This is a genomic window from Rhodococcus cerastii (assembly GCF_033042195.1).
Lineage (GTDB): Bacteria > Actinomycetota > Actinomycetes > Mycobacteriales > Mycobacteriaceae > Rhodococcoides.
In genome coordinates this window covers 111,584-126,785 of sequence record NZ_JAWLKF010000007.1, presented here as the reverse complement: position 1 = coordinate 126,785, position 15,202 = coordinate 111,584, and the positions used below count along the sequence as shown (strand labels likewise).

Annotated in this window: 12 protein-coding genes; 9 read left to right on the top strand and 3 right to left on the bottom strand. The window is 64.8% G+C overall.

Annotated elements, in window-relative coordinates; genetic code table 11:
- Nucleotides 1-30 precede the first annotated feature (30 nt).
- The 3 genes from R3P93_RS14610 to R3P93_RS14600 form a co-directional block, all read right to left on the bottom strand.
- On the bottom strand, nucleotides 31-1,884 hold the full coding sequence (locus tag R3P93_RS14610; RefSeq protein ID WP_317533338.1) for an HNH endonuclease signature motif containing protein: 1,854 nt from the start codon (nucleotides 1,882-1,884) through the stop codon (nucleotides 31-33).
- Between the two features lie 401 nt (nucleotides 1,885-2,285).
- Nucleotides 2,286-2,687, bottom strand: coding sequence for an ASCH domain-containing protein (locus tag R3P93_RS14605; protein ID WP_317533337.1), 402 nt, complete (start codon nucleotides 2,685-2,687; stop codon nucleotides 2,286-2,288).
- A gap of 7 nt (nucleotides 2,688-2,694) precedes the next feature.
- Nucleotides 2,695-3,762, bottom strand: coding sequence for an endonuclease/exonuclease/phosphatase family protein (locus R3P93_RS14600; RefSeq protein WP_317533370.1), 1,068 nt, complete (start codon nucleotides 3,760-3,762; stop codon nucleotides 2,695-2,697).
- Between the two features lie 100 nt (nucleotides 3,763-3,862).
- On the opposite strand from R3P93_RS14600, the gene R3P93_RS14595 reads away from it, so the two are divergent.
- The 9 genes from R3P93_RS14595 (at nucleotide 3,863) to R3P93_RS14555 (ending at nucleotide 15,163) form a co-directional block, all read left to right on the top strand.
- Entirely contained in the window at nucleotides 3,863-4,675 is an 813-nt protein-coding gene (locus R3P93_RS14595) for a TIGR03084 family metal-binding protein (protein WP_317533336.1), read from the top strand.
- Entirely contained in the window at nucleotides 4,672-6,399 is a 1,728-nt protein-coding gene (locus R3P93_RS14590; protein WP_317533335.1) for an acyclic terpene utilization AtuA family protein, read from the top strand. The genes R3P93_RS14595 and R3P93_RS14590 overlap by 4 nt, the downstream gene beginning before the upstream one ends.
- A complete protein-coding gene (locus R3P93_RS14585) occupies nucleotides 6,396-7,544 on the top strand; it encodes an acyl-CoA dehydrogenase family protein (protein WP_149407531.1) in 1,149 nt (382 codons plus the stop codon). The genes R3P93_RS14590 and R3P93_RS14585 overlap by 4 nt, the downstream gene beginning before the upstream one ends.
- Nucleotides 7,541-9,139 carry an acyl-CoA carboxylase subunit beta gene (locus R3P93_RS14580; RefSeq protein ID WP_300521721.1) on the top strand — a complete coding sequence of 533 codons (1,599 nt, stop codon included), beginning with the start codon at nucleotides 7,541-7,543 and terminating at the stop codon, nucleotides 9,137-9,139. Before R3P93_RS14585 ends, R3P93_RS14580 begins: the two co-directional genes overlap by 4 nt.
- Nucleotides 9,140-9,143: 4 nt before the next feature.
- On the top strand, nucleotides 9,144-11,117 hold the full coding sequence (locus R3P93_RS14575) for an acetyl/propionyl/methylcrotonyl-CoA carboxylase subunit alpha (RefSeq protein ID WP_317533334.1): 1,974 nt from the start codon (nucleotides 9,144-9,146) through the stop codon (nucleotides 11,115-11,117).
- A complete protein-coding gene (locus R3P93_RS14570) occupies nucleotides 11,114-12,274 on the top strand; it encodes an acyl-CoA dehydrogenase family protein (RefSeq protein WP_317533333.1) in 1,161 nt (386 codons plus the stop codon). Before R3P93_RS14575 ends, R3P93_RS14570 begins: the two co-directional genes overlap by 4 nt.
- Complete coding sequence (locus R3P93_RS14565; RefSeq protein WP_317533332.1) at nucleotides 12,274-13,026, top strand: enoyl-CoA hydratase family protein; 753 nt, start codon at nucleotides 12,274-12,276, stop codon at nucleotides 13,024-13,026. The genes R3P93_RS14570 and R3P93_RS14565 overlap by 1 nt, the downstream gene beginning before the upstream one ends.
- 45 nt (nucleotides 13,027-13,071) lie before the next feature.
- Complete coding sequence (locus tag R3P93_RS14560) at nucleotides 13,072-13,695, top strand: TetR/AcrR family transcriptional regulator (protein WP_094641518.1); 624 nt, start codon at nucleotides 13,072-13,074, stop codon at nucleotides 13,693-13,695.
- Nucleotides 13,696-13,756: 61 nt separating this feature from the next.
- A complete protein-coding gene (locus R3P93_RS14555; RefSeq protein ID WP_317533369.1) occupies nucleotides 13,757-15,163 on the top strand; it encodes an amidohydrolase family protein in 1,407 nt (468 codons plus the stop codon).
- Nucleotides 15,164-15,202: the final 39 nt, after the last annotated feature.

Here is a 15,202-nt window from a genome sequence, read left to right as displayed (position 1 = left end):
TGGGACTTCTCTGTACTGACCCAAGATTCGTCAGAAGGGCGGAGGGTCATCGTCCGGTGCTGACGTAGGTACCGGCGCGGGCAGCGGCTGGATGATCTCCAGGCTCGACGTATCCGACTGTGTCGCGTGACCTTTGGGCCTGCGATAGACGGCGGGCAGGTGGCTCAGGTCGGCGAGTTGCGTGGTGCCGGGAACCGTAACCGCTGAAGTGCCGGCATTCGAGACCCAGAACTCGATGCCGTCGGCGAGCATCACCGGAGTCCACAGACCCATGGTCTTGAGGCTGTGGTGGTAGCGGCACAGGCAGTGCAGGTTGGTGTCGATGGTCCAGCCACCGGACTCGGGATCGCGATGGAAGTACGGGACGATGTGGTCGATCTCGCACTGCTGGGCCGGGACATCGCAACCCGGATGTCGGCAGGTGCGATCGCGATACCGAATACGTTCCGCCAGTGCGACAGTCGGGCGATAGATGAGGGCTCCGGGTGGCGGCAGCTCGAGACCGCCGTGCCCGTCCGGGTGCAGGGCGAGCCCAAGAGCTGGATCCGATGCGATCGCTGCTTCGAGTTCGGCAACGAAAGTGTAAGTACCGCGATACGGAGTGGCGACACAGCTGTTCCGTGGTGGTTGTGCGGACTTCGGCGCCCGCGGGTGCCGAGGAACAATGCCGCCGACACGGCGACGACCACGCCCCAGCGGATGAAACACCAGATGTGAGGTGCTGCCCTTGGACCTGCTGTTTCTCGACTTGCCTACCTTGGATCCTCTGGGCTTCTTCTGGCTGTTTTTCGATCTGCTGTTGTTCGTCCTGCTGCCGCCGCTGTCGGCTCTGCTCTCGGCACCCTTGTCACCAGTGCCTGCGCCACTGTCGGTATCGGTATCGAGGTCGATGAGTGACTCCAGGTCTTCGCCGTAACCGAGTTTCTCCGCCAGATCGCGGGCTTCGGTGAGCAGGATCTGCCAGTGTGCGTTGTCGGCGAGTTCACGGGCGTACTCGGCATCGATGGGGCCGTGGCCGGCCAGGTGAGCGGGATTGGACAGCAAACCGGCGAGCGTGGCGAGGTCGACGGTGATCACCGTCAGTGGGGCGCGTCGATCAGGACGCACAGTATCGGCCGTGCACGGATTGTCGTCATCGGGCTCGCACATGCAGACCATCGACGACTCCTGCTGCAGCAGAGCAACATACGCTGCGGCACGCTTCTGCCCCTTGTTTCGCGGATCTCGACGGCAGACGGTAGCGGCCATCTCGTTGATCAACTGCCAGGCAGCTGCGGCGTCGGCGGCGGTGAGGTCGGCCTTCAGCGTCGACAGCACATCTTTGTCGGTGTACGTGACGTTCGTGTGCCGTTCCAAGTCCTTACGCAGAGCGGCGGCCTGCTCGGGCGCGATGCGATACATGATGGACCAGATTTCCGTCGCCAGGGGACCAGGTGACAGACGTCGGGCAGCGTGCAGAACCTCTCCTTGGACGGCCGTCGCCGCGTCCTGCGTCAGGTTGTGGGTACAGCGGTAGATCGCGCGGACGCGAGCAAGATCGAGTTCGCCGGCCTCGAACGCGGCCGCGACGGTAGGAAGCCGAAGCCGAAGGTCCATTCCTACCTCGGCATACGTGTTCGCGACAGTCTTCGAGCAACCGAGAACGCGTGCGACTTCGGACGCCGCATAGTTGCCCGCGTCCTGAATGACATCACCGACGAGGACGTTCTGATGGATGCACGAGTCCCAGATAGCCGCGGCGAGAGCGACCTTGCGAGCGCACGCCTGATTCTCCAGAATCGCAACGTCGCGAATTTCGCCCAGCACTGTGCCGTCGATGTACGGCTTCGATCGCGGCCCGAGATAGGCCGCGAATCGACTGCGCGTCGAACTGGATGTATTCACTGTGTAGTCGCCCCCCGGCACGTGTTCCGACTAGAAGTAGAACGTACGTTCGATGGTACGTCGGAATGCGAAGTTCGTCAACACCAATTCTGTTGCGCGGAAGAAGGATTGATGGAAGCGGCCTATACACCCAGACACCGACAAGAATATTCGACTCCGACGCCGCGTAAGGCTCCAGGATGATCACGAGCCAGAACTACCCCGCCTTCGAGGTGAGCCCGGTATCGATTCCCCGGACTGATGCCGTCGCACCCGAGCCCCTGTGCGGCCTGTAGGGCATGCCGATGTTCGTCACCGTCTCCACCGCGAATCTCGCTGAATCGACCGAAATTCTGAACCCGAGCTCTCGGTCTCTTCGACCTCTTCGCGCTGGCCAGTGGCATCGATCCCCGCCCAACTCGTTATGGAACGAGTATGAATCGCTCCAGCACCACTCGAGTGTCGTCGTCGACGGTGAAATCGGGATCGCCCAGTTCCGCGCGAACCTCGGGCGAGTGCCAGAATCTTTCGTGCCCGGCGCGCCAGTGCGCCACGTCGATGTATCCCTCACCCTCGTCGAGGGCATGTTGGAGCGAAACATCCTTCAGCGCAACGATATCGACACCCGTGGTTTCGATGACTCCCACCACGACTCCGGCCGAATCCACCACCGCGCCGCGTTCACCGACCCTCGGAAGCTCCTCTTCGGTGTACTGAATCAACAGGCTCGCTGTGCTGGTCTTCTCACCGGACAGCACGGCCGCAACAAGTCTGTCCCGCAGCGGTCCGGGGTACGCGAATTCGACAATCGGTAGATCGGTCACTCGCCCATCATATTTCGAGGTCTACCCACACCAGTCGGTGGTCCGACGGGTGCTCGGTGCCCGAGGGCCAGTGGACGGCGGAGTCGATCACCGTCAGATCGTCCGACGGCAGTACGTAGTCGACGCGCAGGTCACCGGGCGTAGGGTCGGCGAAATCTGCTGTGTCCGTGCCATGTTCGGCCGAGCCGGGTGCCGGATCCTGCACCCGCGGAAGGTCGAGAACCTGCGCGATGGCACCGGCCACCGAATCTCCGTCGACCGGATCGCTGTTCTGATCGCCCAGCATGACGAACGATGCTCCGTCCTCCAGCCCGCCGCGCACACCGTTGTCGTCGTACAGGTAGTCCGCACCCGAGATGTAATCGGCACTGAGCCTGATCTCGTCGTGGTTGCGCTTACCGTTGCGGTCTTCGGGTCCGTCGAAGGACGGGGGAGTGGGGTGGGACGCCAACACATGTAGCGTCTTCCCGTTCACGTCGATCGGCACGTCCCAATGGGCCTTGCTGGACAGTCGAAGCGCGTCGGCCACCTCTCCGTAGTAGTCGCGCGGTAGCAGCGAATCCGGCATGTCCTTCCACAGGAAGTTCTGGAACGTACGTACCGAATCCGTGAGGATCGGAAACTTCGAGTACACGACCATCCCGTACTGGCCCGGGAACTGCCCGAATCCCCAGGCATCACCCGGGCCGCCCAGCTCGCCGTCTTTGTCCAGATCGAGGCCCGAGTCGACTCCGGTGTTGACGGGCGCAGTGAAGGAGTACGGGTACTGCCCGTCGAGGTAGTTGTCGTTGAACAATGTCACCGCGTCCTGGCCTGAGTAGTCGAACTCGTTGACCAGCAACACATCCGTTGAATTCGCTGCGATCACATCGGCGACCGCGCGGGCCTGGGCGTCCTCTCCGCTCAGGTCCGTCACCAGCTGCCCGGCCACCGGCCGATTGAGGCTGGCATTGAACGTCGCCACCCGAATGCTCGACGGTTCGTCGGGGGCCGGGTCTGTGGCGGTTGGCTTCATAGAGGAACAACCGGCGGCCATGACGGCGAGGGTAACGGTGACGGCCACGAGTCTCGACATGCTCACGCTCGTCACCGTAGGGATAGCAAGCGAACGCGAGGTTACGAATTAACAAGCAGGCGTGCTTGCTTTTTTCAGGACCTCCTGTGAAGCTGGGCTCATGGCAGACCTCGACTCTCTCGTCGACGACCTACGCGCCGAGGGCAACGACCTCGATGCACTCGTGGCCGAGCTGACCCCCGAACAATGGGCGGCACCGACACCGGCCGCGGGGTGGACCGTCGCGCACCAGATCGCGCACCTCTCCTGGACCGATCACGTCGCGGAGCGGACCACGTCCGGAGCATCCGGCGATGTCGAGGCCAAGGAGGAGTTCGCTCTCGTTCTGAAGAAGGCATGGGAGAACCCCACCGGCTTCGTCGACGAGGCGGCCGAGGAGGAATCGCGTGATCTCGAACTACTGAGCACCTGGCGTACTCGACGCCGTGCCATGACCGAGGCGCTCACACAGGTTCCGGCGGGGGCCAAGATCGACTGGTTCGGACCCCCGATGAGTGCGGCGTCCATGGCCACGGCGCGTCTGATGGAGACCTGGGCGCACGGTCAGGATGTCGCCGACGCGGTGGGCGTCACCCGCGTTGCCACCGACCGAATCCGCGGCGTCGCACACATAGGCGTCCGCACAAGGGATTTCGCCTACGCGATCAACGAGCAAACCCCTCCCGCCGAACCGTTCCGGATCGAACTCACCGCACCCTCGGGAGAGCTCTGGACCTGGGGACCCGAGAACGCCACCCAACGAGTGAGTGGTCCGGCCCTGGACTTCTGCCTCCTCGTCACCCAGCGCGCCCACCGCGACGACCTCGCCGTTCATGCCGAGGGAACCGACGCCGCGCACTGGCTCACCATCGCCCAAGCCTTCGCAGGCCCTCCCGGAGCAGGACGAGACAGAGCAGGACGAGAGCAAGCATGACGGTACGGATCGGCAACTGTTCGGGCTTCTACGGAGACCGCCTCTCCGCCATGCGAGAGATGCTCGAGGGCGGCGAACTCGATTATCTCACCGGCGATTACCTGGCCGAGCTGACGATGCTCATTCTCGGCCGCGATCGGATGAAGGACGCGACCCGTGGCTACGCCAAAACCTTTCTGCGGCAGGCAGAGGACTGCCTGGGACTGGCGCTGGACAAGGGTGTCAAGATCGTCGCCAACGCCGGTGGGCTCAATCCCCGAGGACTGGCAGAGGCACTGGAAAAGTTGGACTCCGGCGCGAAGATCGCCTACGTCGACGGCGACGACCTCCTCGGCCGAGCTGCCGAACTCGGCCTCGGCAACCCGCTGACCGCAAATGCCTACCTCGGCGCGTGGGGCATCGTCGAATGCCTGAACTCCGGTGCCGACGTTGTGGTCACCGGGCGCGTCACCGACGCCAGCGTGATCGTCGGACCGGCCGCGGCCCACTTCGGTTGGGCACCCACCGATTACGACGCGTTGGCCGGGGCCGTGATCGCCGGACATGTCATCGAATGCGGAACGCAGGCGACGGGTGGCAACTACTCGTTCTTCACCGAAATCGCAGACATGTCCAGGCCCGGATTCCCCATCGCCGAGATCGAGTCCGACGGTTCGTCCGTCATCACCAAGCACGAGGGCACCGGCGGTGCCGTCAGCGTCGGCACCGTCACCGCTCAGCTGCTGTACGAAATCACCGGCGGGCGGTACGCAAACCCTGACGTCACCGCGCGGATAGATTCCGCGATCCTGGCGCAGGAGTCCAGCGATCGAGTGTCCATCACCGGCGTCACCGGCGAAGCTCCACCGCCCACCTACAAGGTCTCGCTCAACGCACTCGGCGGGTTCCGCAACGAATTCACGATGGTGCTCACCGGCCTCGATATCGAAGCCAAAGCAGCACTGGCACAACGGCAATTCGAGTCCTGGCTCACGGCCCGCCCCACCGAGCTCGACTGGACCCTGGTGCGCACCGACAAGCCCGACGCCGAGACCGAGGAGACGGCCAGCGCCCTGCTGCGCTGCGTTGCCCGCGACAGCAATCCCGATGCCGTCGGACGTCAGTTCTCCGCCGTAGCAGTCGAACTGGCACTGGCCAGCTATCCCGGATTCTCGGTCACCGCCCCACCCGGAAACGGTGCGCCCTACGGAGTGTTCACCGCCGGCTTCGTCGACGCGGCCGAGGTGCCGCACGTCGCGCACCTGGCCGATGGCACCGAGTCCACCATCGCTCCTTCGACCGAGACGCAGGTACTGGAGCCCGTGGAAGAACCGGAGCTGCCTGCGCCCAGAGCAGCCGAGGCGACCATTCGCCTTCCACTCGGAACCATCGCAGCGGCTCGAAGCGGCGACAAGGGCGGCAACGCCAACGTCGGGGTCTGGGTCCGCACCGACGACGAATTCTCCTGGCTGGCGCACGCATTGACGGTCGAGACTCTGAAGCAGATGCTGCCCGAGGCCGAGCCGCTCACCGTCACGCGTCATGTCCTGCCCAATCTGCGGGCCGTGAACTTCGTCATCGAGGGCATCCTCGGCCAAGGCGTCGCCTCGCAGGCCCGATTCGATCCACAGGCCAAGGGACTGGGTGAATGGCTGCGGTCGCGGCACATCGACATCCCGGAAACACTCGCTTACGCGGGAGTGGAGCCTGCGGAACGACCCGACAAGAAAGTAGAACTCGAATGAGTATCTGGACGACGCCGGAGCGTCAGCAGCTGCGCAAGACCGTCCGCAGTTTCGTGGAGCAGGACATCGCTCCGCACATGAATCAGTGGGAGACCGACGGCGAGATTCCGCGTGAGCTGCACAAGAAGGCAGCGGCTCTCGGACTGATCGGAGCAGGCTTTCCCGAGGAGGTCGGCGGCGATGGTGGAGATCTGGCCGACGCCGTCGTGATCTGTGAGGAGATGCACCAGGCCGGTGCGTCGGGTGGACTGTTCGCATCGCTGTTCACCAGTGGAATTGCGTTGCCGCACTTGGTGGCTGCGGGCGACGCCGACCAGATCGAGAAGTGGGTGCGGCCCACGCTGGCGGGGGAGAAGATCGGCTCGCTCGCCATCACCGAACCGGGTGGCGGTTCCGACGTCGGGCACCTCAGGACGAAGGCCGTCAAGGACGGCGATCACTACGTCGTCAACGGCTCGAAGACGTACATCACCTCGGGGTGCCGAGCAGATTTCATCGTCACCGCGGTGCGGACCGGAAGCGAGGGCGCAGCGGGCGTCTCGCTGCTCGTCATCGAGAAGGGCACGCCAGGGTTCGAGGTCACCAGCAAGCTCGACAAGATGGGCTGGCGCGCATCCGATACCGCGGAGCTCTCGTTCGTCGACGCCCGCGTCCCGGTTGCCAACCTCGTCGGTGCCGAGAACAGTGGCTTCGCGCAGATCGCGCAGGCGTTTCTCACCGAGCGCATCGCCCTCGCCGCGCAGGCCTACGCCAGCGCGCAGCGGTGCCTCGATCTGACGCTGCAGTGGGTCCGTGATCGGGAGACCTTCGGAAAGCCGCTCATTGCACGGCAATCCGTACAGAACACCGTCACCGAGATGGCCCGCAAGATCGACATCGCCCGCGTCTATACCCGCAGTATCGCCGAACGGTCCATGCTGGAGGACAGCGACTTCATCGCAGAAGTCTGCTTCGCCAAGAACACCGCCGTCGAGTCCGGAGAGTGGGTCGCCAATCAAGCGGTGCAGCTCTTCGGCGGGCTCGGCTACATGCGCGAGAGCGAGGTCGAGCGGCAGTACCGCGACATGCGCATCCTCGGCATCGGCGGCGGGACGACCGAGATCCTCACCGGGCTGGCTGCAAAACGATTGGGGTACCAGGCATGAGCGTGCTCAAGTCCACCCTCGACACCGCATCGGAGCAGTACGCGGGGAGCGTCGAGGCCATGAACACCAAACTCGGCGAGATCGAGGCCGAGCACTCGAAGGCTCTGCTCGGTGGCGGTCAGAAGTACGTCGAGCGACACAAGAAGCGTGGCAAGCTTCTTGCCCGCGAACGCATCGAACTGCTGATCGACGAGGACTCGGCCTTCCTCGAACTGTGCCCACTCGCGGCCTGGGGCAGCGACTTTCCCGTCGGAGCCAGCACCGTCATGGGTATCGGCGTGGTGTGTGGCGTCGAATGCCTCATCGTCGCCAACGACCCGACTGTCCGCGGCGGGGCGAGCAACCCGTGGACGCTGAAGAAGGGGTTCCGCGGCAACGACATCGCCACGCAGAACCGGCTTCCGGTGATCTCCTTGGTCGAGTCCGGTGGAGCCGATCTACCGACGCAGAAGGAGGTGTTCATCCCCGGCGGTCGCATGTTCCGTGATCTGACGCAGCTCTCGGCGGCGGGCATCCCGACGATCGCGCTGGTGTTCGGTAACTCCACCGCAGGTGGCGCGTACATCCCCGGCATGTCCGATCACGTCGTCATGGTCAAGGAACGCTCCAAGGTGTTCCTCGCCGGACCACCGTTGGTCAAGATGGCGACCGGCGAGGACTCGGACGACGAATCGCTCGGCGGTGCCGAGATGCACGCCCGAAAGTCCGGCCTCGCAGACTACTTCGCCGTCGACGAGCAGGACGCCATCCGCATCGGGCGCAGCATCGTTTCCCGGCTGAACTGGAAGAAGAAGGGCCCCGAGCCGCGCGCCGAGGTCATCGAGCCGCTGGCCGATCCCGAGGACCTGCTCGGCATCGTCCCCACAGATCTGAAGATCCCGTTCGACCCACGCGAGGTCATCGCCCGCATCGTCGACGGTTCCGATTTCGACGAGTTCAAGCCCATGTACGGCGGTTCTCTCGTCACCGGCTGGGCCGAGCTGCACGGATATCCGATCGGCATCCTCGCCAATGCCCGCGGTGTGTTGTTCAGCGAGGAATCGCAGAAGGCGACGCAGTTCATCCAACTAGCGAACCGCTCGAACACCCCACTCCTGTTCCTGCACAACACCACCGGATACATGGTCGGCAAGGAATACGAGGAGGGCGGGATGATCAAACACGGTTCGATGATGATCAACGCCGTGTCCAACTCGAAAGTGCCGCACATCTCGATCCTGCTCGGTGCCTCCTACGGTGCCGGCCACTACGGCATGTGCGGACGCGCCTTCGATCCGCGATTCCTCTTCGCCTGGCCGTCCAGCAAATCCGCTGTCATGGGCGGCGCGCAGCTCGCCGGTGTCATCTCCATCGTCGGACGCGCCGCCGCCGAAGCTCGCGGACAAGCCTTCGATGCCGAAGCAGATGCCGGAATGCGCGCGATGATCGAAGGCCAGATCGAGGCCGAGTCGATTCCGATGTTCCTCTCCGGACGCCTCTACGACGACGGCGTCATCGACCCCCGTGATACCCGCACGGTGGTGGGAATGTGCCTGTCGGCCATCGCCACCGCCCCGATCGAAGGCACCGCCAACTTCGGTGTCTTCCGGATGTGACGCCATGACCGTAGCCTCCGTCCTCGTAGCCAACCGCGGCGAAATTGCCCGCCGCGTCTTCACCACCTGTCGCGCCGAAGGCATCGACACTGTCGCGGTGTTCTCCGACGCCGACGCGAACTCCCCGCACGTGCGCGAGGCCGATTCGGCAGTGCGGCTACCCGGAAACAGTTCGGCCGAGACGTACCTGCGCGGCGAGCTCGTCATCGCCGCAGCGGCGGCCGCCGGAGCCGACGCCGTGCATCCGGGATACGGATTCCTCTCCGAGAACGCCGATTTCGCGCAACAGGTGCAGAACGCCGGCCTGACGTGGATCGGGCCGCCCGTCAAGGCCATCGAATTGATGGGCTCGAAGGTCGAGTCCAAGAAGATGATGGCCGACGCCGGCGTGCCGGTGCTGACCCAGCTCGATCCCGAGTCGGTCACCGAGAACGAGCTTCCGGTACTGATCAAAGCATCCGCGGGTGGCGGTGGGCGCGGCATGCGCATCGTGCGCGATCTCGAGAACCTGGATTCCGAGCTCGAAGCCGCTGGACGCGAGGCACTCTCGGCGTTCGGTGACGGAACGGTGTTCGTCGAGCGGTACATCGAAACCGGTCGGCACATCGAAGTGCAGGTCATGGCCGACAGATTCGGCACGGTGTGGACGGTGGGCGAGCGCGAGTGCTCGATCCAACGCAGGCATCAGAAGGTCGTCGAGGAGGCACCGTCGCCGCTCGTCGAACGCATCGACGGCATGCGCGAGAAGCTCTTCCATGCGGCGACGCTGGCCACCGAGGCCATCGGCTACGAGGGTGCGGGCACCGTCGAATTCCTCGCCGACGAGAAGGGCAACTTCTTCTTCCTCGAGATGAACACCCGTCTGCAGGTCGAGCACCCGGTCACCGAATGCACGACGGGACTCGACCTGGTGGCGCTGCAGATCAGGGTCGCCGCGGGGGAGCGGTTGCCCGCCGAGCAGCCCGAGACACGTGGACACTCCATCGAAGTTCGCCTCTACGCGGAGGATCCGGCCCAGGACTGGCAGCCACAGAGCGGTGCCGTGCACCGATTCGAGATCCCCGGTGCGCAGTTCGAGGTGCTGACCAAGGCCGGCATCAGGGTGGATTCCGGCGTCGAGACCGGCAGTGCGGTGGGAACTCATTACGACCCGATGCTCGCGAAGGTCATCTCGTTCGCGCCGACGCGGGATCAGGCTGCGAATCTACTGGCGAAAGCGTTGCACAAGGCCACCGTTCACGGCCTGAAGACCAACCGCGATCTACTGGTCAACATCCTGCGGCATCCGGCGTTCCTGGCCGGGGATACCGACACGGCCTTCTTCGACACGCACGGGCTCGATGTCCTGGCTCAGCCGATCGCACACGGCCGGGCCGAGGAACTGTCGGCTCTCGCGGCTGCCTTGGCCGACGCAGCGAACAACACCGCGCGGGCGCGAGTGAACCGGGGACTGCCCGGCGGCTGGCGCAATCTCCGGTCCCAACCACAGCGCAAGACGTACAACGACATCACCGTCGAATACTCGATCGGACGCAGCGGACTCACCTCCTCGGTGGAGGGCGTCGAACTGATTGAGCACACCCCGACGCGGGTGACGCTCGACGACAACGGAATTCGTCGTATCTTCCAGGTGAGCAGCTACGGTTCGGACGTCTTCGTCGATTCCGCGCTCGGTCCGGTCAGGTTGATCAAGGCCCCGCGGTTCACCGACCCCACCGACGAGGTCGCGGCCGGTTCGTTGCTCGCACCGATGCCCGGCAGTGTCATCAGAATCGCTGCTGCGCAGGGCGATACCGTCACCGCCGGTCAGCCCATCCTGTGGCTGGAGGCGATGAAGATGGAACACACGGTCACCGCGCCCGCCGACGGTGTGCTCACCGAATTGAACGTAGTGGAAGGCCAGCAAGTCGAAGTCGGTGCAGTTCTCGCCGTTGTCACCGAAGAAGCCGTCACCGAAGAGGGAGTGGAGCAATCATGAGTTTCATCGAAACCGAAGAGCAGAAGGGTCTGCGCAACGCAGTCTCGTCACTCGGCAAGCGCTACAACTACATCGACTACGTCCTGCCGAAGGCGCGCAAGGGTGAGCCGCTGACCGAACTGTGGAACGAGGCTGGGAAGCTCGGCTTCCTCGGCGTCAACCTGCCCGAGGAGTACGGCGGCGGTGGCGCGGGCATCTACGAACTCGCGCTCGTGCAGGAGGAGTTGGCCGCGCACGGCGCCGGTCTGCTGCTGGTCGTCGTCAGCCCGGCCATCTGCGGCACCATCATCGGCAAGTACGGCACGGCCGATCAGAAGCAGGAGTGGCTCACCGCGCTCGCCGACGGGTCCAAGATCATGGTCTTCGGCATCACCGAACCCGACGCCGGCTCCAACTCGCACCAGATCACGACCACGGCGCGTCGTGACGGTGACGAGTGGATTCTTAAGGGCAACAAGATCTACATCTCCGGCGTGGATCAGGCCGATGCGGTCCTGATCGTCGCACGCACCGAGGATTCGAAGACCGGCAAGCTCAAGCCGGCGCTGTTCATCGTGCCCACGGACGCTCTGGGTCTGCAGAAGACGCAGATGGAAATGGACATCGTCGAGCCCGATCATCAGTTCGTACTGTTCCTCGACGACGTCAGGCTTCCCGCCGAGGCGCTCGTCGGAGAGGCCGACGCCGCTCTGATGCAGCTGTTCGCCGGGCTGAACCCCGAGCGCATTCTCGGTGCCGCGATGGCTGTCGGTATGGGCCGCTACGCCATCGACGCCGCCGTGAAGTACGCCAACGAGCGGACCGTCTGGAAGACGCCGATCGGAGCGCATCAGGGTCTCGCGCATCCGTTGGCGCAGTGCAAGATCGAACTCGAGCTCGCCAAGCTGATGATGCAGAAGGCAGCGGTGCTCTACGACTCCGGCGACGACTTCGGTGCTGCCGAGGCGGCGAACATGGCGAAATACGCTGCGGCCGAGGCCAGTATCAAGGCGCTGGATCAGGCGATCCAGACCCACGGCGGTGCCGGCTTGAGCAGCGAGTACGGCCTGGCTGCGATGCTCGGGGCGGCTCGCATCGCCCGCGTCGCACCGGTGAGTCGGGAGATGATCCTGAACTTCGTGAGCCAGCACTCGCTCGGCCTGCCGAGAAGCTACTGATGGCCGTACTCGTCGAGTCGGGCAAGGACACAGCGTATTTGACGTTGGATTCGCCGGAGAACCGGAACGCGCTGTCCTCGGTGTTGGTCGAAGAATTGACCGCGGGACTCATCGCTGCGGCGCACGACGACGACGTCAGAACGATCGTGCTCGGCCACACCGGCACCACGTTCTGTGCCGGAGCAGACCTCCGCGAAGCCGGAGCATCACCGGAACTTCGCACGCGGCAGATGCTGGATCTGATGCGGCTGATCATCGACACCCCGAAACCCGTCGTCGTGAAGATCGACGGACATGTGCGGGCAGGCGGGATGGGGCTCGTCGCGGCCTGCGACATCGCGGTCGCCGGACCCGAGAGCTCGTTCGCGTTGACGGAGGTTCGGCTGGGCCTGGCCGCGTCGGTCATCTCGGTGGCCGTGCTGCCGCGGCTGACGTCTCGCGCGGCGAGTCGCTACTTCCTCACCGGGGAGACGTTCGACGGGGCCACGGCCGAGGCCATCGGTCTGGTCACCGTGGCCGACGCCGTTCCCGCAGCCGCGGTGGCCGACTACATGATCATGTTCAGGAAGTGTTCGCCGCAGGGTCTGGCCGAGTCGAAGCGCCTCACCACGGCCGCGATCAGGCGCGAGATGGACGAGCGCGGGACGGCCGTCGCCGAACAATCGGCCAGGTTGTTTGCATCCGACGAGGCCCGAGAGGGGATGATGTCCTTTCTGGAGAAAAGGCCCCCGTCCTGGGCGGCCGAGAAGTAGAGCGGCCGAGAAGTCAGGTCGGTAGTAGGGAGTATGGCGATGGTGATGGCGCGCGAACCCAAGCAGGACCGCAGTAGGGTGACGCGTCAGCGACTGCTCGAGGCGACCATCGATTCGCTCGCCGAGCAGGGCTGGGTGGCAACGACGGTCGGCGTGGTCGCCGAACGTGCAGGCGTCTCCCGCGGCGCGACCCAGCATCATTTCCCGACGCGTGAGGACCTGATCACCGGAGCGCTCGAGTACATGTTCGACACTCGGATGGACAGCGCTCGCCGCGAGGCCCAGGAGATTCCGGCGGGCCCCGGCCGGACGACACTGGTGGTGGAGCGGCTCGTCGAGTACTACACCGGGCCGATGTTCAAAGCGGCACTCCAGGTCTGGACCGCGGCCTCGGCCGACCCCGAGTTGCGCGATCGGATCGTTCCTCTCGAAGAACGGTTCGGTCGTCGGGCCCACAAGATGGCCGTCGAGAACCTCGGGGTCGACGACAACGATCCCGTCACCCACCGTCTCGTTCAGGCAACCCTCGACCTTGCCCGCGGTCTGGGTCTGGCCGATGTGCTGACCGACGACGCACGACGACGTGCCGAGGTCGTGCGCTCGTGGGCAGAGGTGTTGGATGCGTCGTTGAACGCGCGGCTGTCCGCCGCGGGAGCGGTAGCGCAGTAGAGAGCCGCACGATCTGCAGTTCCGATCGACGTGTGCTTGAGTCTGGCGGGTGACTTCCGAAATCGCGCGCGTGCACCGCGGCCACATCTTTCACGTCGCCGGCTCGCCCACGGTGCTCGCCGCCGCCGCCGCGCTGGTCTCGATTCCCGACGGTGCCCTCGTGGTCGGCGACGATGGCATCATCGAGTTCTGCGGAGAGTTCGATTCGCTCCCAACCGAATTCGCGCAGCATACGGTTGCCGACCATCGGCCCGGGTTTCTGCTTCCGGGATTCGTCGACACCCACATTCACTTCCCGCAGACCTACGCCGGGGATTCCTACGGCGGCGGGCAACTGCTCGAGTGGCTGAACACGTGCATCTTTCCGTCCGAGTCCCGCTTCGCCGATCCCGAGTTCGCTGCCGCTGCGGCCAGAGATTTCTGTGCTGCGCGAATCCGGGCCGGAACCACACAGGCGATGGTGTTCGGATCGGCGTTCCCGCATGCGCAGGACTCGCTGTTCGCCGAGACCGAGAAGCACGGGCTACGCATCGTCAGCGGCCGCGGGGTCCAGACCACCGGCCCGGCGTCGGCGCAGGCATTGATCACCGGTGAGGACGAGGCCATCCGACTGGTGTCCGAGGAGATCGAGAAGTGGCACGCAGCCGACACCGGCGATGTCGACACGGCACTGCTGCACGTGGCCGTCGTACCGCGGTTCTCGCTCTCGGTGACGACGCAGACGCTGAAGAACCTCGGCGAGCTCTACGATTCCGTGCGGGCCCGAGGTGTCTACTTCCACACACACCTCAACGAGAACAACCGGCCGGGGACCGGCGAGATCGACGCCACCAAGAATGCCTACGGGGTGGAGACGTACCTCGACACCTACGACGGCAAGTTTCTGCCGGGCTCGCAGGTCGGTGGGAAGAGCTTCCTGGGCCCGCGCACCGTCCTGGCCCACGCGGTGCACTGTCAGGACGTCGAACTCGCGCGAATGGCAGAGACCGGCACGTCCATCGCGCACTGTCCCACCTCGCAGCAGTTCCTGGGCTCGGGCACCATGCCGTGGCTGCGGACCGTTGCCGCGGGAGTGAACATCGCCATCGGGTCGGACTTCGGCGGTGGTGACGAATGGCTGCTGCCGCAGGTCCTCGCCGACGCGTTCAAGGTGCACATCTCCGAGGCCGGTGACGCAGGACTGTCCCTGCATCCCGCTGAATTGCTGTTCACCGGAACCCTCGCGGGGGCACGAGCGCTGGACATGGATAGCCGAATCGGCAACTTCGACGCGGGCAAGGAAGCCGACTTCGTGGTGGTCGATCCGTCCGCATGGCCGCAGTTGGCGGCGGCGATCGACCACGGCGTCCGTGCCGACGATGCCGAGCTCGCCCGAGACCAGACCCTGTTCGCTCTGCTGATGTCGATGCGCGAGCCCGCGATCGTCGGCGTCTACGTCCAGGGCCGGAAGCTCGCGGCTTCGCGGTAACGTATGGCGACTCGCTTCCAAAGGATCAGGAGACACACA

Excerpts from the sequence above, each read along its gene's own strand:
- R3P93_RS14580 (WP_300521721.1), top strand. The coding sequence starts at position 7,541 with ATGAGCGTGCTCAAGTCCACCCTCGACACCGCATCGGAGCAGTACGCG.
- R3P93_RS14600 (WP_317533370.1), bottom strand. The coding sequence starts at position 3,762 with ATGTCGAGACTCGTGGCCGTCACCGTTACCCTCGCCGTCATGGCCGCC.
- R3P93_RS14595 (WP_317533336.1), top strand. The coding sequence starts at position 3,863 with ATGGCAGACCTCGACTCTCTCGTCGACGACCTACGCGCCGAGGGCAAC.
- R3P93_RS14570 (WP_317533333.1), top strand. The coding sequence starts at position 11,114 with ATGAGTTTCATCGAAACCGAAGAGCAGAAGGGTCTGCGCAACGCAGTC.
- R3P93_RS14590 (WP_317533335.1), top strand. The coding sequence starts at position 4,672 with ATGACGGTACGGATCGGCAACTGTTCGGGCTTCTACGGAGACCGCCTC.
- R3P93_RS14565 (WP_317533332.1), top strand. The coding sequence starts at position 12,274 with ATGGCCGTACTCGTCGAGTCGGGCAAGGACACAGCGTATTTGACGTTG.
- R3P93_RS14585 (WP_149407531.1), top strand. The coding sequence starts at position 6,396 with ATGAGTATCTGGACGACGCCGGAGCGTCAGCAGCTGCGCAAGACCGTC.
- R3P93_RS14560 (WP_094641518.1), top strand. The coding sequence starts at position 13,072 with ATGGCGCGCGAACCCAAGCAGGACCGCAGTAGGGTGACGCGTCAGCGA.
- R3P93_RS14575 (WP_317533334.1), top strand. The coding sequence starts at position 9,144 with ATGACCGTAGCCTCCGTCCTCGTAGCCAACCGCGGCGAAATTGCCCGC.